Annotated in this window: 17 protein-coding genes; 8 read left to right on the plus strand and 9 right to left on the minus strand. The window is 59.1% G+C overall.

The features are described from left to right. The first annotated feature begins 30 nt into the window (after window positions 1-30). Window positions 31-267 (plus strand): Lrp/AsnC ligand binding domain-containing protein, encoded by a 237-nt coding sequence (locus AF71_RS22565; protein ID WP_007794587.1) that lies wholly within the window; start codon window positions 31-33, stop codon window positions 265-267. 42 nt (window positions 268-309) lie between these two features. On the opposite strand, the gene AF71_RS22570 is transcribed toward AF71_RS22565, so the two are convergent. From AF71_RS22570 to epmA, 7 genes are all read right to left on the minus strand, one after another. Beyond that, window positions 310-2,784, minus strand: coding sequence for a glycoside hydrolase family 2 protein (locus tag AF71_RS22570; protein ID WP_169683177.1), 2,475 nt, complete (start codon window positions 2,782-2,784; stop codon window positions 310-312). Window positions 2,785-2,800: 16 nt separating this feature from the next. Continuing rightward, the gene (locus AF71_RS22575) at window positions 2,801-3,763 is read right to left on the minus strand and encodes a DUF1839 family protein (RefSeq protein WP_210258349.1); all 963 of its coding nucleotides are present in this window, start codon (window positions 3,761-3,763) and stop codon (window positions 2,801-2,803) included. 8 nt (window positions 3,764-3,771) lie between these two features. Next, window positions 3,772-4,680, minus strand: a complete 909-nt coding sequence (locus AF71_RS22580) for an amino acid--[acyl-carrier-protein] ligase (protein ID WP_169683181.1) — start codon at window positions 4,678-4,680, stop codon at window positions 3,772-3,774. Between the two features lie 4 nt (window positions 4,681-4,684). Next, window positions 4,685-5,866 (minus strand): acyl-CoA dehydrogenase family protein, encoded by a 1,182-nt coding sequence (locus tag AF71_RS22585; protein WP_169683183.1) that lies wholly within the window; start codon window positions 5,864-5,866, stop codon window positions 4,685-4,687. Continuing rightward, entirely contained in the window at window positions 5,867-6,118 is a 252-nt protein-coding gene (locus tag AF71_RS22590) for an acyl carrier protein (RefSeq protein ID WP_018855877.1), read from the minus strand. 261 nt (window positions 6,119-6,379) lie between these two features. Further along, complete coding sequence (locus tag AF71_RS22595; protein WP_169683185.1) at window positions 6,380-7,432, minus strand: lysine-2,3-aminomutase-like protein; 1,053 nt, start codon at window positions 7,430-7,432, stop codon at window positions 6,380-6,382. Beyond that, window positions 7,429-8,496: an EF-P lysine aminoacylase EpmA gene (gene epmA / locus AF71_RS22600; protein ID WP_018855879.1), complete on the minus strand. Its 1,068-nt coding sequence runs from the start codon at window positions 8,494-8,496 to the stop codon at window positions 7,429-7,431. The genes AF71_RS22595 and epmA overlap by 4 nt, the downstream gene beginning before the upstream one ends. Before the next feature lie 150 nt (window positions 8,497-8,646). Between epmA and efp the strand changes: the two genes are divergently transcribed. Further along, window positions 8,647-9,216: an elongation factor P gene (efp, locus tag AF71_RS22605; RefSeq protein WP_018855880.1), complete on the plus strand. Its 570-nt coding sequence runs from the start codon at window positions 8,647-8,649 to the stop codon at window positions 9,214-9,216. Between the two features lie 150 nt (window positions 9,217-9,366). Here efp and AF71_RS22610 read toward each other — a convergent pair whose 3' ends face one another. After that, entirely contained in the window at window positions 9,367-9,630 is a 264-nt protein-coding gene (locus AF71_RS22610; protein ID WP_018855881.1) for a YMGG-like glycine zipper-containing protein, read from the minus strand. A gap of 26 nt (window positions 9,631-9,656) precedes the next feature. Beyond that, window positions 9,657-9,812, minus strand: a complete 156-nt coding sequence (locus AF71_RS22615; protein WP_018855882.1) for a DUF3309 family protein — start codon at window positions 9,810-9,812, stop codon at window positions 9,657-9,659. A 512-nt stretch (window positions 9,813-10,324) separates the two neighbouring features. Here AF71_RS22615 and AF71_RS22620 point away from each other — a divergent pair. The 6 genes from AF71_RS22620 to AF71_RS22645 all read left to right on the plus strand — a co-directional run. Next, window positions 10,325-13,363, plus strand: coding sequence for a helicase-related protein (locus tag AF71_RS22620; RefSeq protein ID WP_026371605.1), 3,039 nt, complete (start codon window positions 10,325-10,327; stop codon window positions 13,361-13,363). Window positions 13,364-13,367: 4 nt separating this feature from the next. After that, window positions 13,368-13,772, plus strand: a complete 405-nt coding sequence (locus tag AF71_RS22625; protein ID WP_062373987.1) for an RNA-binding S4 domain-containing protein — start codon at window positions 13,368-13,370, stop codon at window positions 13,770-13,772. Window positions 13,773-13,966: 194 nt separating this feature from the next. Next, a complete protein-coding gene (gene fdxA, locus AF71_RS22630) occupies window positions 13,967-14,305 on the plus strand; it encodes a ferredoxin FdxA (RefSeq protein WP_025658085.1) in 339 nt (112 codons plus the stop codon). A 397-nt stretch (window positions 14,306-14,702) separates the two neighbouring features. After that, window positions 14,703-15,275: a CarD family transcriptional regulator gene (locus AF71_RS22635; protein ID WP_007528356.1), complete on the plus strand. Its 573-nt coding sequence runs from the start codon at window positions 14,703-14,705 to the stop codon at window positions 15,273-15,275. Window positions 15,276-15,651: 376 nt separating this feature from the next. Then, window positions 15,652-16,515 carry an RNA polymerase factor sigma-32 gene (locus AF71_RS22640; RefSeq protein ID WP_018855886.1) on the plus strand — a complete coding sequence of 288 codons (864 nt, stop codon included), beginning with the start codon at window positions 15,652-15,654 and terminating at the stop codon, window positions 16,513-16,515. 102 nt (window positions 16,516-16,617) lie between these two features. Next, a partial coding sequence (locus AF71_RS22645; protein WP_169683187.1) for a transposase occupies window positions 16,618-16,845 on the plus strand: 228 nt, incomplete at its 3' end.

Here is a 16,845-nt window from a genome sequence, read left to right on the forward strand (position 1 = left end):
CCGAACCAGAATATGATGCAGGAAACTCCGATGAAGCCAATTTTCGTTCAGCTCCAGTGCGCGCCAGGCAAGACCTACGAAGTCGCCGATGCCATCTACCAGACCGAGCGCGCTTCGGAGCTCTATTCGACGAGCGGCGACTATGATCTCCTGCTCAAGGTCTACATCGAAGAGGGGCAGGACATTGGCAAGTTCATCAACGATAACATCGCCAACATCCCCGGCATCGTGCGTTCCCTGACGACACTGACCTTCAAGGCCTTCTGAACTGCCGTTCCAGCCCGCTCAACAAGGAGCAGGCTGGAGGTGTCAAAAGGAAAGCGCCCGCGTGCCGCCAAGGCTTGTGACCTCACCCGAGGGTGCCTCTCCGTCTGTCCTTCCAGCCGTCGGAAGCAGACTGACGCGTTTGCTAGCGCCAGGCGCAAGATGAAACCAATCATCCTCCGGCCGATAGCCATCGACGTTGAGGTGGACCGACTGGGCGAACCTGTCGGCTGCGAGATCGACGACCCACCCTTCGTCCTGTGGCGCCACCGACACTTGGATTTCGGCGTCGTGGAGGGCCTTGGAGCGCCCCAACGGAAAATGAAAGGCATCGGCGACCACAGGACCTCCGTCCGGCAGACGCAAGCGCGCGACGGTGACGTCGTGAGACGGCGGGCCGAAGCGGAAGGCGTAAGTCGTGTCAAAAAAGGCGCCAAAGAGATCAGTGGCGGCAAAGGTCTCACAGCTTCTCGGCGCCAAGGTCAGAATGCGGCCGCCGCTGACGGCGTGCTGCCTGCCATGCCGCAAGCAAACCAGCTCGAGATCAAGCTGGAGAGCATGCTCGGTCTCATTCAGGACGTGAACGTCGAGGCCATTTGTGCCCTCGTCGGTCACGACGACCTGCACAGGCCGGAAAGCGCGGCGCAGGGCATACCACACCGGCTTGGGCTCGCCGGTTGAATCGATCACACCCCAACCAGCTCCGGGCATTAGATCCTGCAGGGTCCAGACCAGCGCACCGTTGCAGCTCGACCCCTTCCGGCGCCATTCGGCAAACGTCGCTTCCGCAACTTCACCGGTGACGACGCGGGAGAGATCGAGGTATCGATCACGATCCTCACGACGGAGACGCGCCGGATCCTCGCCATAGAGTTCCGCCAGATAGAAATCCCTGACGTCCTCGAAATCCCACGATGCGCCGCGATCGCGGGGGACACGTGATTTCCATAGCGGACTATGGACCGGCGGTACATCCAGATGGCGTTGCAGCGTTCGCTGCTGTGGAACATGGGCGAAAGCCAGGCTCTCGGCCGCGAAGCGAACGTTGGCACGGCGCGCGTCGTCAAGCGGGCGCATATAAGCGCCGACCCCGTAATAGTGGGTGACTCCCGCATTCGGAGAAAACGGCATCGCGCCGCCCGAAGGCGAATTTGGCACATAGGGGACGTCGGGGCGCATACGCCCGGCGATCGCCGGAATAATCTCCTCCGTGATCGGACCCGACCAATAGTCCTGCGGCAATCCCAGCATCGCGGCCTGCTGATAGATCTCGCTGCCGCCGCAAACCACCGCCAACGACGGGCACCCCTGAACGGCATGCAACAATTCCTCGACTTCCGCGTGGACTTGCGCAGTGAGAGCCTTGTTGTTCTTCGGATAGTCGAAATTGGCAAACATGAAGTCCTGCCAGACGAGCAGACCAAGCTCGTCGCAGAGCTCAAAGAACTCCCGCGTTTCGTAGGCCATCGTGCCGCCAATGCGGAGCATGTTCATGCCTGCCTGCGCGGCAAGGCGCAGGAACGGCTCATAGTCGGCCTTGCCACCCGGCAGCCGGACGATATCCGCCGTGGTCCAGACCGCACCGCGGCAAAAGATGCGCTCGCCGTTGATCAACAACGCAAAACCCTCTCCGTCTTTTCCGCGGTCGACGTCGATGCGCCGAAAGCCGATTCGGCTGGCGTGATGCTCAACGCCGTCGACGAGGATCGAGAAATCATAGAGGCACTGTGCGCCGTGAGTATGGGGCCACCAGAGATCGACGTTCTCCAGCCTGACGATTGCCGAATAGTGATTCTCGCCGATCTTCTCGAATGTCTGCTGAACGCCTCCGCACCGGAGCACTAGATCCGGATTGTTGACATTTGCATGAAGCGAAACGCTCAGTCGCCCGGTGTTATCCGCCTCGAGCACGGCGCGGACAGAGACGTTGTCAATCGAAACGACATCGCGCCGGACAAGCGTGATGGGGCGCCACGGACCGACAGCATGAACTTCCGGACACCAACCCGGCATGCGCCCGAGCAGCGTTGTTCGAATATTCTTCAAGCCTTGCGGCGTGATCATCTGCGGCCGCCAACGAGCGCGCGGGCCGGGCTCGGCAAGCCGCGGTGCCAGCGCCCGGAAGCAAAGCGCCAGTTCGTCGCCACCGGAAAGCGTCACCGGTATCTCGTGCATGGTGAACATGCTTCCCGATGACAGGATCTCCTGCCCATTGAGGAAAACATGACACAGCGTCGCCAAGCCCTCGAAGCGAAGAAGCGCGTCGCCGGGTTGTACGTCAAAAAGTCGGCAAAGATACCACGCATCGCGCGTGTCGAGCGGCTCCGGGTTTTCACGATCGAAGTGCCCGGCCTTCTCCAATGCCGCGGCAACGGTCCCCGGCACCTCGGCGGCGATAAACTGCGCGGACAACGGAATGTCATGCGGCGTCGCACAAGCGCCCGGTTCCGTCAGAACCAGATTCCAACCTTCGGCGAGCAGAGTTTCCTCCGCACCGACACTCGCCAACCGTCCCCGCATGCTTAGACTCCCGGCTTCACAAGCGCTCCTTGAGAGAAGCCATCATGGAATCCCACGCATCGGCTGCCGGATCAAGCGCCGTGCGTAATGGCTCGTATTTCTTCCGGGTGACCGCCCGGGCGAGCTGAAACTGCACGGACTTCGCGACTTCGGAAATTCGGCACGCGTCTTCAATTGCGGACGCGAATTCGCTCGCAGAAAGCCAAGCCAGGTGATCTCCGGCAAGCTCGAAATTGGCACCGAACTGGCGCAGCGTATTGAATGCGTACTTGTGAAAGAAGCCAAACGGCCGCTCTGCGACTGCTTCCACCTGCTGCGGAAACACTTCGGCAAAGGCGCGAATCGGATTCGAGACTGGGCGGCGACCGAAGTGAGTTCCTAGAAGCCTGCGTGCCATAGTGCTGACATGCGCCGTATCCGGCATGCGAACCGGAAATTTCGCGAACTCGGTGTAGGGAAGGAACGACGGATCGTCCGCCGTCAGTTGCAGCTGGAACAGCCCCTCGAAGTCTTCACCCTCAAGCTGGAAATAGCCGCCATTGTGGAAATACTCCACGCGCTTGCCGGTGAGATCGAGCCTGTTGATCGCCACGGTGGTCTTGCCATGCTCGGTCCGATAGGCGGTACCCTGAGTATCGGGCATATAGAACGAGTCCATCTCGATCAGGCAAAGGCGCCCGCGTGCGATCTGCACCTCGATATGCCGTTCGACGCGGTCGAAAATGGCAAGCTCAGTGACGCGGATGTCATAGAGTGACTCTAGATCCTCGAGCGGCACCTTGAAGAAGGTGAACTGATCGCCCTCGAAGTCCTGCGTAAGCGTAAAGCCAAGCATCGCCTCCGGTACTGCACCGCAGCCGCTCAGCACTTCGATCCAGAGGTCGACATAGCAATTGGTTTCAGGCCACATGCGCTCGCCGGAATGGAGCGGATGCGGTTGATAGCCGTCCGGGCGGACCCGCGGAAAGACGGCTCTCATCGTTTCATTCAGCCCCACAGCGCTTGACGCACCTTGGAAGGCCAATGCTTGACCTCGAGCCCGTGGTGATGAAACAGCGCGAGCGCGATGCGCTCAAGCCCGAAGCCGACGCAAGCGGTGTGCGCAACGCTCTCGTCTTCGAGGTACAGGCCCCATTTCGCACCAAATGCGTCCTGGTGGTAGTTGAAGCTCATGCAGGCCGTCGGCTTGGCAACCGAGGTGATCGGGATAAGCAGCTCGAACTTCAGGTTCTGATCGCGCTGATTATTGGCCAGCATCTTGCCGGCACGGCCGAAGAACGGGTCGTTCGCGACATCAATGGTCACGCCCAGACCGACCGCCTGCATCATTTCGACGCCGCGATCCATCCAGCGTTGACGGAAATCCGTGACGTGCTGCTCGGTCCCCATGCAAATATATTCGCGCATGCGGAAAAGCTGCTGCCTCGCAGGATCCTGCGAAGGCTCGTGGCGGAAGCAATAGGATTGCAGATCGAAGAGGCCGCCGCTCATCGGCAATTTGCCGCGCCGAGCGACAGTTGGATAAAGCGGATAGCAGGCCGCAGGCGTCAACACGATGTCGGTTGCCTGTTGATCCTTGGTCCAATCATCGCCCACTTCCATGCATTGAAGGAGGCTGATGTGGTCGAGTTCGCTGCCGCAGAAACTGTGAACGGTGCCGGCAAGCTGCGGGAAGCTCTTCATGTAACCGCTCTTCTCGAAGAAGGCGCGGTTCATCCCGGGCGGAAAGCGCATCGCTTCCGCACCATCGGCGCCGCCGAACCTGTCGATCAGGCGCTCGAAGGCGGCGATCACGTCTTCGAATTGTCCGCTGCGCCCGTAAAGACCGTCAACGCCCGTATCGATCAAGAGACCCGATTCGAAGAGCCTGTCCAGAAACGTTGTCTGCACGTCCATATCGTCACCCCAGTAAGCTAGTGTCCTGCTTGTGAACAAGAAGCATGCTCGACGTATTGCCGAGGATGCGGTCGTTCGAGATCATGAGTTGCGCCGAGTGGGCATCGCGCAGATGGCGGCCGACGCTGAATGGCGTGCCGTTCTTGTAGCCCATGATCCCGCAAATCAGCATCACGTGATTGACGATCTCGAGGATCGTCTCAGATGAGGCAATCTTTACGTTGTTCATCGTGACGGCGAAGCCCATGGAAGAAAGCTTGTCGGCGTCGCTCCTGACGTCCTCGTAGGCCTTCAGACCGGCGACAACGTTCGATCGAACCATCTGCAGCAAGTTTGACACCTCGGCGAGCCTCAAGGCTCCGGGCGGTGGCGTACCCGGCGACTTGCGCGCTGCGGCGCGCACGAACGCCTGTGCACGGCCAACCGCGTCGACCGCGATGCCATACCACACGCTGCTCCAAAGAAGGTGCGACGATGCCAGCATCGATTGCGCCGCGATCTCTGCGAAAGGCTTCGGCAGGATCTGTTCGGCCGCAGCCTCGCCCTTGAAGAGGAAACCATCCGAGCAGGTACCGCGCATGCCGAGCGTGTCCCACGTATGCGTTTTTTCCAACGTGTACTGCTCCTTCAAAAAGACGGTCAGCACCTGATCGGAAGAGGCGGCAGTTGCGTGGGCACGCGAGGTAACCATGATCGCATCGGCGTGGGAGCCGTAGGATATGACGGTCGCATCTTTCTCCAGACGGCAAATGTCACGATCCACCTCGATCGCGCAGATGCTATTCCTGAGATTGCCGCCGATCCCGCCTTCCGTCGTTGCCGACGCGACCAGCAATTGCTCGGCAGCAACACGTAGCATGAAGGCCCGATGCCACTCGCTCTCGCCGCCGTGCTCAACAAGGCTGCAAAGCTTGATGTGATGCATGGCGAAGACCATGGCAGCCGCAGCACAAGCCTGACCAAGCATCGAGCATAACTCGGCGATCTGTGCGATCGTCGCGCCTTCGCCACCGAAATGGCGTGGGATCTGAACGCCTAGCAAGCGCTCGGCCCTCATTGCCTCCACGGCTTCGTGCGGGAACCTCCCTTCAAAATCGACGGAGTCTGCATGCTTTGCCGCAATCGCTGACACGCGCGCGGCTCTGGCGGCAAGATCCTCTTGCGCGATTTTGACCGGAAAGTTCATTCAGGCGACCTTCCGGCTATCTTTGATCTGGTCAACGGTCCTTGCGATCGCCGCGATGCTGGCGAAAGACTTGCGATTCAAGAGATTGTCGGGAAACTCGATATCAAAGGCTTCTTCGATGCCAAGCATAAGCTGCACGGAAGCGAAAGACGTTAGGCCGACCGCATAGAGGTCGGCATCATCGGCAACCTGGTCGACAGAGACAGGGAGCTTTCCAAATTTGACCAGGAGCTCACGGATCGTAGTATTCATTATGACTTCTCCAAGATGATCATATCTCGAGTGGCGAAACCGCCTTGTTCTCGGAGTACGCGTAGTCTGGAAAAGACAAAATTGTCCTAAATGACGTAGTTAAAGTCAGCTAAGCTTCTCAGCTAAATTCCTACGAAAGAAACGGGGAAGAGGGGGGCTTGTGTTAGATTTCAACATCTTGCTCGAGAGCTGTATTTTTGGGTGACCAACGGATCTTGTGTCACATTGTCCAATAACAACACTTCTTTCGCCCATTTTTGACTAGGCGACCGGCGGATACAGGTGCTCGCCGCCGCGATAATCCGAAACCGAATAGCAGCCTTCGCCCATCTCACTGATCGACTGAGGAGCGATCACTGCTTTGCCATGGCCACCGGGTATGTCGAGTATGTAGGTGGGCTGGCAAAGACCTGAAATCCGGCCACGCAATGCGGCGACGATCTTCTGCCCCTCTTCGATCGTCAGCCGAAAATGGCTCGTGCCGGGCGCCAGATCGGGATGATGCAAATAGTACGGCTTCACACGCGTCTCGACGAAGGCCTTCATCAACTCCGTCAGCACCGCCGGATCATCATTGACGCCCTTCAGAAGCACCGATTGGCTGACCAACACCATGCCGGCATCGATCAGGCGAGCGCATGCTGCGCGCGCCTCGGCGGTCAGTTCGCGAGGATGATTGGCGTGCAGCGCCACGTAGACGGTCTTGCCACTCGCTCTCAGGGCCGCAATCAGGGCCGCATCCACCCTCGATGGATCAACCACGGGAACCCGGGTATGGAACCGCACGATCTTGACGTGGTCGATCGATGCCAGTTCGCGAAGAATTTCTTCCAGCCGTCGCGGCGACAACACGAGCGGATCGCCGCCCGTCAGGATCACTTCCCAGATTTCCTTATGGTCACGGATATAGGCAAAGGCCGCAGACATTGCCTTGGGGTCAAGCGTGCCCAAGCCTTGCGGACCAACCATCTCGCGGCGAAAGCAGAAGCGACAGTAGACGGGGCAGACATGCACGGCCTTCAACAGCACCCGGTCGGGATAGCGATGAACGATCCCCTGCACGGGACTATGGGCTTCGTCGCCGATGGGGTCGGCGCGCTCTTCGGGCGCAACGATCAGCTCGGCTGCGTCAGGCACGAATTGCCGGGCAATCGGGTCCGAGCCATCGGCGCGGTCGATCAAACCTGCAACGGTCGGAGTCAATGCAACGGCGTAGCGTGCGGCGACATCAGCCAGCGCGTCCCGGTCTCTCTGACCCAGCAGCCCTGCGCGTTCCAGCCCTTCGACGGTCTTGATAGGCCCGATACTGTTCATCTGCCGTACTCCGCGACCGGCGCCCACATTACCTGATCGATCCGCGACGCACCGGTTGCCAGCATCACCAACCGATCGAAGCCGAGAGCGATGCCACTTGCCTCGGGCATGATGGCAAGCGCTTCCAGAAAATCCTCGTCCAGGGGATAGCTCTCGCCGTAGATGCGAGCTTTTTCAGACATCTCGATCTCGAAGCGACGGCGCTGTTCCGCCGGATTGGTGAGCTCGCCGAAGCCGTTTGCAAGCTCGACGCCGCAGGCATAGACCTCGAAACGTTCCGCAACACGGGGATCAAGCGCCGATGGGCGCGCCAGTGCCGCTTCCGACACCGGATATTCGTCAAGAATGGTCACACGGTCGAAACCCAGATGAGGCTCGACCTTTTCGACAAGCACGCGGCTGAACAAATCCGCCCAGCCATCGTCGTCTGCAACGCGCATGCCGATCCGCTTCACTTGGTCAGCGAGATGCGCCCGGTCCGTCGCACCATCGGCGGAAACGGATGCCAACAAATCAATGCCGGCATAGCGCTCGAAAGCCGCGGCGACACTGATCCGGTCCGGTCCGGCAAACGGATCGCAATCCCGGCCCTTATAGGTGAGCCGCGTCGTCTTCATGGTTTCCGCAGCAAGCGCCAGGATCCGAACGCAGTCCATCATCAGGCTCTCATAGCTTTCGCCCACGCGATACCACTCGAGCATGGTGAATTCCGGGTGGTGCAAGGGGCCGCGCTCGCGGTTGCGATAGACGTGGGCGAAACAGGTGATGCGCTTTTCGCCGGCCGAAAGCAGCTTCTTGCAGGCGAACTCAGGCGAGGTATGCAGGTAAAGCGGCGCCGCCGTCTGGCCGTCCGTCGTCAAGGCTTCGGTGGCAAATGCATGGAGATGCGCCTCGTTGCCGGGCGAAACCTGCAGCGTCGCGGTGTCGACCTCCAGAAAATCCTCGCGCAGGAAATAGCCGCGCAGCGCGGACTGGATCGCATTGCGCCCGATCAGGACCGGACGGCGGTCCAAATGCACGCTCGGCGTCCACCACGGCGATACTTTGGCGATCGAGGGATTCATTGGCATCGTCCTGACCGGCCTTCCAACGCTAGGGCTGGCTATTTGCCGGATTTTAGGTTAGTTGCGCCCCCAAAGAACAATCAATCGCGTCTTCGGGGCAGTATCGACAGTCCTCTACGACGCCAAAAGCCGAGTTACAAGGAAGTCTTAATGGTCAAGGTCATCGCCTCTTCCGTCCGCAAGGGCAACGTTCTCGACGTGGACGGCAAGCTCTACGTCGTTCTGACGGCCCAGAACTTTCATCCGGGCAAGGGCACGCCGGTTACGCAGGTCGACATGCGTCGTATCGTCGATGGCGTCAAGGTCTCCGAGCGCTGGCGTACGACCGAACAGGTCGAGCGCGCCTTCGTCGAAGACGTGAACTTCCAGTATCTCTACGAAGATGGCGAAGGCTTCCACTTCATGAACCCGGCGACCTACGACCAGGTGGTCGTGAACGATGAAACGATGGGCGATCAGAAGGCCTATCTGCAGGAAGGCATGACCTGCATCCTGTCGATCCATGAAGGCGTTCCGCTGGCTCTCGAGCTGCCGCGCCACGTGACCCTCGAAATCACGGAAACCGAACCGGTCGTTAAGGGCCAGACGGCTTCGTCCTCTTACAAGCCGGCAATGCTGTCGAACGGCGTGCGCACTATGGTGCCGCCGCACATCAACGCCGGCACGCGCGTCGTGATCGCCACGGAAGACAATTCCTACGTCGAGCGCGCGAAGGACTGATCGTCCACCGCATGCACTGAGAAAATTATGCCGCTTCGGAAACGAGGCGGCTTTTTTGTTGTCGGCAGTTACGCTGATCCGGCGGGTGTTCAAACAAAAAGCGCCGGTCGGGCCGGCGCTTTCGATCTCAAAAATAGTAATCCTATCGCCTTAGTAGCGCGGGCAACGTGCCTCGTAGCGGCGGCCGTAGCGGTCTCTGTAGACACAGTAGCCGCGACGTTCAACGGACTGGCCGATCAGTGCGCCAGCGAGACCGCCGGCAACAGCACCGATTGCAGCACCGCCCCAGCTATGGCTGACGGCACCGCCGATAATAGCGCCGGAACCCGCGCCGATTGCGGTTCCCTGTTCCGTCGCCGTGCAGGAAGCAAGTGCGCCGACGAGGGCGCCAATGAGCACAATCTTCTTCATCATGACATAACTCCCAGTTTTTTCGTCGCTTAGATGCGACCCATTAGCACAAGAATAACAATAATCAGGAGAACTAGCCCTAAACCGCCGGAAGGTCCATAGCCCCATCCGCGGCTATAGCCCCAATTTGGTAAGGCGCCGATCAAAAGCAGAATAAGGATAATGAGCAGTATGGTGCCAAGCATGGTTCAAGTCCTCGAGGTCATTACACCTGGAATGGACGAGAAACACACCTCACCGATTTTTGTTCCATCTGTATCAAATGTTTGGATTTAAGGGCAAAACGATCTCATCGTGCGCCGTTTTCCGTCCCGCCGCGTAATATTAACCCATGACAAAAGATACGGCAGATGTCGCTCGTCTTTTTCGGGCAAAACGACATTGACAGCCTGGACATAGATCGCGTTGCACGTATGCCGCGAATTTCGCGATTCAGCATCTTGTGGGAAAAAGTGATTCAAAATCAATACTTAGCCGTGAACAAACACTGAATCATGCGGAGTCTGCGATTCGTCTCCGATTCGTTCTCAAGCTGTTCCGAATCGCAAAACGAGCAATCTGCAAGCTATTCGCGCAACAGAAAACTGCAGAGTAAATTCAAATCGGCCCTTGCGTTTGAGACAACGGCTGTCCATGTGTGTGCTGCTCGGAGAGGAGCTGACTTGACCTGGGGCACCCTCGCCTCATCTGCAGGACCATGACACTGACATCGCAGCCGATGATACTGAGTGGGCGCGGAGTAACCGCGGTGCTCGGACCAACCAATACCGGCAAGACGCATTATGCCATTGAGCGCATGGTTGCCCATGGCACCGGCGTGATCGGGCTGCCGCTGCGGCTGCTGGCGCGCGAGGTCTATACACGCGTCGCCGAAAAGGTCGGAATTCAAAACGTTGCGCTGGTAACGGGCGAAGAGAAAATATCGCCTCCCAACGCCCGCTTTTCGGTCTGCACCGTCGAGGCAATGCCACGCGAGACGAAGGCGGCGTTCGTCGCCATTGACGAGGTTCAACTCGCCGGCGACCTCGAGCGAGGGCACATCTTTACGGACCGGATCCTTCATCTGCGCGGCCGCGACGAGACGCTGTTGCTCGGCGCCGGTACAATGCGTCCGATCCTGCAGCAACTGCTCCCTGGAATTACCATCGTCGAGCGTCCCCGGCTTTCCCACCTGTTCTATGCCGGACAGAAGAAGATTACCCGCCTCCCGCAGCGCTCGGCGATCGTCGCCTTCTCTGCCGACGAAGTCTATGCGATTGCCGAGTTGATCCGCAGGCAGCGCGGCGGGGCCGCCGTCGTTCTCGGAGCCCTCAGTCCGCGCACCCGCAATGCGCAGGTGGCACTCTACCAAGCCGGCGATGTGGAATATCTGGTCGCCACGGATGCGATCGGCATGGGCCTCAATCTCGACGTCGACCACGTCGCCTTCGCGCAGGATCGCAAATTCGACGGCTATCAGTTTCGTAACCTCAACCCCGCCGAACTTGGGCAGATTGCCGGCCGTGCCGGTCGACATGTTCGCGACGGGACGTTTGGCGTCACCGGTCAGGTCGATCCCTTTGATGAGGAATTGGTTGAACGCATCGAAGGCCACGAGTTCGACAATGTGAAGGTGCTGCAGTGGCGCACGAAGAACCTCGACTTCAGCTCCCTGCATGCGCTCCGCGTGAGCCTTGAGACCGGCCCTACGGTTTCTGGCCTGACACGCGCGCTCCCCGCCGTAGACCAGCAAGCGCTGGAACATCTGTCGCGCTACCCCGAGATCATCGACCTTGCGAACAATCCGGCGCGCGTCGAGAAACTGTGGGAAGCCTGCGCGCTTCCTGACTATCGCCGCATTACACCGGCCCAACACGCCGATCTGATCTCCACCCTCTTTTCCGATCTCGTCCGCTATGGCACGGTAAACGAGGACTTCCTTGCCGAGCAGGTATATCGCGCGGATCGAACAGACGGTGAGATTGACACGCTTTCGGCGCGAATCGCGCAGATAAGGACTTGGACCTATGTATCGAATCGGCCCAATTGGCTTGCCGATCCGACACACTGGCAGGAAAAGACGCGGGAAATCGAAGATCGATTGTCCGATGCGTTACATGAAAGGTTGACGAAACGCTTTGTTGATCGCAGGACATCTGTGCTCATGAAGCGCCTGAGAGAGAATGCGATGCTGGAAGCTGAAATCAGTGTAAATGGCGATGTCTTCGTAGAAGGACATCATGTGGGGCAACTGTCGGGATTCCGGTTCACGCCCATTTCGGGAGCGGAGGGACCGGACGCTAAGGCTGTCCAGTCTGCTTCGCAGAAGGCGCTCGCTCTGGAATTCGAGGCACGTGCGGCTCGCCTCCATGCGGCCGGCAATGGCGATCTCGCGATCAGCTCCGACGGTTCGATCCGTTGGTTGGGCGACCCGGTGGCGCGCCTGGCAGGCAGCGATCATGTCATGCGCCCGCGTGTCATCATTCTCGCCGACGAGCAGTTGACCGGCAATGCCCGCGACCACGTGGCCGCTCGGATCGAGCGCTTCGTAAATCATCACATCAGCACCGTTCTGAAGCCGCTTGACGATCTGTCCCGCGCAGAGGACCTGCAGGGCCTTGCAAAGGGCCTGGCATTCCAGCTTGTCGAGAACCTCGGCGTACTGTTCCGGCGCGACGTGACCGAAGAAGTGAAGTCGCTGGATCAGGATGCGCGGGCCTCAATGCGCCGCTACGGTGTCCGCTTCGGCGCCTACCACATCTTCGTTCCGGCACTTCTCAAGCCCGCCCCGGCAGAGCTCATCACGCTCCTCTGGGCGTTGAAGAATGATGGCCTCGACAAGCCAGGTTATGGCGATCTCATTCCCGTGCTGGCGGCAGGCCGTACCTCGGTCGTTACCGATCCGGGCTTCGAGCGCACCTTCTACAAGCTGGCCGGCTTCCGGTTCCTTGGCAAACGCGCGGTCCGTATCGACATTCTGGAGCGCCTGGCCGACATTATTCGCCCGCTCCTTCAGTGGAAGCCGGGCCAGGCCAATCGTCCCGAAGGCGCTTATGACGGTCGCCGTTTCACGACGACAACCGCCATGCTTTCGATCCTCGGCGCAACGCTGGAGGACATGGAAGAGATCCTGAAGGGGCTCGGCTATCGCGCCGATGCTGTCAAGGCGGAAGAGGCAGCTGCCCATCTGTCGGCTCAGGACGCTGCCGCAGCGCCGGCGACCGAGACGGCGGTTGAGGATAATGCAGAGAAGGCAGATCACGACGATGCCGACAGCGCATCGGAGGAAGCCCCATCCGAAGCCCCAGCTGCTGTTGAAGCAGTGGCAGTCGAACAGCCGGTCATCGCAAATTCCGAAGAAGCCGAGGAGCCGAAGCCGGTCCTTCTCTGGCGCCTTGGTGGCCGTACGGACAACCAGCGTCAGGCTCGCAGCCCGGGCGAACGCCGTGGCGGCAACAATCGCGGCCAGGACCGGGGGTCCGAACATCGCCGCCAGGGTGCTGCGAATGGCGAGGGCCGCGACGGCAACCGCCAGCATCGCGGCAAGGATGGCGGCAAGCCACAGCAGGGACGCGGTGACCGCAACGAACAGCGTGGCGACCGTCAGGACCGTGGCGACCGCAAGGATCGCAACAACAACCGTGGCGGACCACAGCCGTTGCGCTTCGAGGCAAAGCCACCGCGCAAGGAAAAGCCGATCGATCCGGATTCTCCTTTCGCCAAGCTCGCTGCCTTGAAGGAGCAGATGAAGAAGTAGGCGGATGAGCAGTGAGACACAGCCAGGAAGCGGTTCGCGGCAGCGCATCGACAAGTGGCTGTTCTTCACGCGCATGGTAAAATCGCGCTCGCTGGCACAAAGCCACATTCAATCCGGGCATGTGCGGATCAATGGCGAGCGCGCCCTTCAACCGAGCCAGATGGTCAAGACGGGCGACAGGGTCGAGCTGGCGCTGGAGCGCCGCGATGTTGTCCTCATCGTCAAATCGGGCGGCGAGCGACGTGGTCCCTACGAGGAAGCCCGACTGCTCTATGAGGACCTGACTCCGCCACCCGACGAGGCAAAGCGCCTGACACCTTACGAACAGGCGATGCGCGCTACGGGCACGGGCAGACCCACGAAAAAGGACCGCCGTGCAATCGACAAGCTGATGTCGGACGAGGATTAGAAAACTCTGTCCGAACAGCCGGGTTTTGCGACGTCTTTATTCTTGAAATCCGCAGACAAAGCCGATACGTCACAATCAACTTGCCGGATAGCGTAAATGCCTCCCCCGCATTTCACTGCTTCCTTTCCGGTTAGGGGAAAGGCGCGACGTTCCAGGTTGCCCGGCCCCATTGTGTGGAAGTCCTGGAGTTCTTCATGACCTATGTCGTGACCGACAATTGCATTCGTTGCAAATATACCGATTGCGTGGAAGTCTGCCCCGTCGACTGTTTCTATGAAGGCGAGAACTTCCTCGTCATTCATCCTGACGAATGCATCGACTGCGGCGTTTGCGAGCCGGAATGTCCTGCCGAAGCCATCAAGCCGGATACGGAGCCGGGCCTCGACAAGTGGCTCAAGGTCAACGCCGAATATGCGAGCATTTGGCCGAACATCACGATCAAGAAGGATGCCATGCCGGAAGCCAAGGAAATGGACGGCGAAACCGGCAAGTTCGAGAAGTACTTCTCGGAGAAGCCCGGAGCGGGCGACTGATCTTCCGGCCCCAAACCTCGGCCTGAAACCGGGTTCAGTGACGTAGAAAATGCCTGAAGCGTGCCTGCAGCATATGGGTGTCATGTGTTGCGCGCATGACTCAGGTGCAGCAAATTATTGATTTCGTCATATTTTTGTGATAGCTTGCCGACACTGATCCATTTGCGGCATGAAGTATGCCCAAACCACCACGAAAGCAAAACAAATCCAAAAACGCGGTTTCCGTGACATATCAACGCCTTGAGCTGTGAGGCTCTAAGCTTGTGCGCATGGAGATGTTTGTTTTTGTCCGGTGGGACCAGAAGTAAGTCACCCGACGGATCCGACCGTCTCATCCGGGCTTGACTGACCCGGCTCCGGCTGCAGCCGGGAGCGTAACAGGGAGTGTTTGAATAGAATGACGACCCAGCAGAAAAAACCTTCTTCCGCACGTCACGGCTTCAAGACCGGTGAATCGATCGTGTACCCCGCACATGGCGTCGGTACCATCAGCGCCATCGAAGAGCAAGAAGTAGCAGGCATGAAGCTTGAACTTTTCGTTATCGATTTCGAGAAGGACAAGATGCGCCTGAAAGTGCCGGTCGCCAAGGCCATGAGCATCGGCATGCGTAAGCTCTCCGAAACCGATTTCGTCGAGCGTGCATTGAAGGTTGTGCAGGGCAAGGCGCGCGTCAAGCGTACCATGTGGTCCCGTCGCGCCCAGGAATATGATGCGAAGATCAATTCCGGCGACCTCATTTCCATTGCTGAAGTTGTCCGCGATCTCTATCGCGCCGAGAACCAGCCGGAACAGTCCTATTCCGAACGCCAGCTGTATGAAGCTGCACTTGATCGCATGGCACGCGAAATCGCTGCCGTGAACAAGATGTCGGAAACCGAAGCCGTTCGCCTCGTCGAGACCAACCTCAACAAGGGTCCGAAGCGCGGCAAGGCAATCGAGGAAGACGAATCTCAGGATGAAGCTGCATAAGCTCTCCTTGTTTTTCCTGCAAAAAACCCGGCCTTGTGCCGGGTTTTTTATTGGAACTTTTTCCGACGTGGCGCGTTTTAAAGATGTAGCTGCGGACCGCGTCGGGAACTGACATTACCCTCCTCGAACGCTCGCATCCTGGAAACGATCGATGAGGAGCGGATCATGCCTTCCACGTTCTGCCTATCCGGCAACTTGAAGAAACTGGTCCTACCCGGCCGTATTACCGGCGCATAACCCTAAGCTAGGGCCCCATCTGGAAACGTCCAGAGTTCGGGGCCTTTATACGTTCAAGACATGAATTTGATCTGGGCAGCCAATGTCCGGAAGCAAGATTTCTTTGCCCTTTTTTGGCGTCACGCCTCAGGAGACCGATATGAAGAACATGTCAGCAGACCGGCGCATGATCAAAATCGCCATGGCGGCTCCCTACCTTGCTCGCGAAGAGGAACACGATCTCGCAATCCGCTGGAAGAACAATGATGATCGTGGTGCCCGCAACCAGATCGCCATGGCCCATATGCGTCTCGTTATCTCCATGGCCGGGAAATTTCGCAATTTCGGCCTGCCCATGAGCGACCTTGTCCAGGAAGGATACGTCGGTCTGCTGGAGGCCGCGGCCCGCTTCGAGCCCGAGCGCGATGTCCGCTTCTCCACCTATGCAAGCTGGTGGATCCGCGCCTCTATCCAGGACTACATCCTTCGCAATTGGTCGATTGTTCGCGGCGGTACGAGTTCTGCCCAGAAGGCCCTGTTCTTCAATCTTCGCCGTCTGCGCGCCAAGCTTGCCAGGGGCGACACGCAGCTCACGCTCCAGTCCATCCACCAGGAAATCGCGGCAGCCCTCGGCGTCAGCCTTTCAGACGTCCAGACAATGGACGCCAGGCTCTCGAGCAATGACGCCTCGCTCCAGGCGCCCTCAGTCTCGGGTGATGCCGACAGCGCCGAGAAGATGGATTTCCTCGTGAGCGACGATCCTCTGCCTGACGAGCAGGTATCGAACATGATCGACGGCGAGCGCCGTCGCAATTGGCTCGCTTCGGCCCTGAAGCACCTCAATGAGCGGGAAATGAAGATCATCAGCGCCCGCAGGCTCGCCGAAGATGGCGCTACGCTTGAGGAACTCGGTGCAGATCTCGGCATTTCCAAGGAGCGCGTCCGGCAGATCGAAAGCCGGGCGATGGAAAAACTCCGCAGCGCTCTCGTGAGTGCTGACCCGTATATGGCCGCATCGGCCTGAAAGAGCTTACTCCCCCAGTGATGCAATTGGCCCGGTGAAAACCGGGCCTCAGATTGCTGACAAACCCCTGGCACCGTCTGGGGGTTTGTGATTCATTGGGACATGTTGAAGAAACCTGCCCCCACCCAGACGGCTCTTGAGATGGTGACGCTCGACAGTCTGGTGCCGAAGGATCACCTGCTGCGCAAGATCGACGCGGTGATCGACTTTTCCTTCATCCATGATCGTGTTGCGGGGCTTTATTGCGCCGACAACGGCCGCCCGCCGCTCGATCCGACCTTGATGTTCAAGGCGCTGTTCATTGGCTACCTGTTCGGCATCCGCTCGGAG

It is taken from the genome of Rhizobium sp. 57MFTsu3.2 (genome assembly GCF_012932765.1).
In the GTDB taxonomy this organism is placed as follows: Bacteria; Pseudomonadota; Alphaproteobacteria; order Rhizobiales; family Rhizobiaceae; genus Rhizobium; species Rhizobium altiplani.

What these genes read in the sequence shown, in the direction of transcription:
- AF71_RS22565 (WP_007794587.1), top strand. Translation starts at nt 31, where the DNA reads ATGAAGCCAATTTTCGTTCAGCTCCAGTGCGCGCCAGGCAAGACCTAC.
- AF71_RS22570 (WP_169683177.1), bottom strand. Translation starts at nt 2,784, where the DNA reads ATGCGGGGACGGTTGGCGAGTGTCGGTGCGGAGGAAACTCTGCTCGCC.
- AF71_RS22575 (WP_210258349.1), bottom strand. Translation starts at nt 3,763, where the DNA reads ATGAGAGCCGTCTTTCCGCGGGTCCGCCCGGACGGCTATCAACCGCAT.
- AF71_RS22580 (WP_169683181.1), bottom strand. Translation starts at nt 4,680, where the DNA reads ATGGACGTGCAGACAACGTTTCTGGACAGGCTCTTCGAATCGGGTCTC.
- AF71_RS22585 (WP_169683183.1), bottom strand. Translation starts at nt 5,866, where the DNA reads ATGAACTTTCCGGTCAAAATCGCGCAAGAGGATCTTGCCGCCAGAGCC.
- AF71_RS22590 (WP_018855877.1), bottom strand. Translation starts at nt 6,118, where the DNA reads ATGAATACTACGATCCGTGAGCTCCTGGTCAAATTTGGAAAGCTCCCT.
- AF71_RS22595 (WP_169683185.1), bottom strand. Translation starts at nt 7,432, where the DNA reads ATGAACAGTATCGGGCCTATCAAGACCGTCGAAGGGCTGGAACGCGCA.
- epmA (WP_018855879.1), bottom strand. Translation starts at nt 8,496, where the DNA reads ATGAATCCCTCGATCGCCAAAGTATCGCCGTGGTGGACGCCGAGCGTG.
- efp (WP_018855880.1), top strand. Translation starts at nt 8,647, where the DNA reads ATGGTCAAGGTCATCGCCTCTTCCGTCCGCAAGGGCAACGTTCTCGAC.
- AF71_RS22610 (WP_018855881.1), bottom strand. Translation starts at nt 9,630, where the DNA reads ATGATGAAGAAGATTGTGCTCATTGGCGCCCTCGTCGGCGCACTTGCT.
- AF71_RS22615 (WP_018855882.1), bottom strand. Translation starts at nt 9,812, where the DNA reads ATGCTTGGCACCATACTGCTCATTATCCTTATTCTGCTTTTGATCGGC.
- AF71_RS22620 (WP_026371605.1), top strand. Translation starts at nt 10,325, where the DNA reads ATGACACTGACATCGCAGCCGATGATACTGAGTGGGCGCGGAGTAACC.
- AF71_RS22625 (WP_062373987.1), top strand. Translation starts at nt 13,368, where the DNA reads ATGAGCAGTGAGACACAGCCAGGAAGCGGTTCGCGGCAGCGCATCGAC.
- fdxA (WP_025658085.1), top strand. Translation starts at nt 13,967, where the DNA reads ATGACCTATGTCGTGACCGACAATTGCATTCGTTGCAAATATACCGAT.
- AF71_RS22635 (WP_007528356.1), top strand. Translation starts at nt 14,703, where the DNA reads ATGACGACCCAGCAGAAAAAACCTTCTTCCGCACGTCACGGCTTCAAG.
- AF71_RS22640 (WP_018855886.1), top strand. Translation starts at nt 15,652, where the DNA reads ATGAAGAACATGTCAGCAGACCGGCGCATGATCAAAATCGCCATGGCG.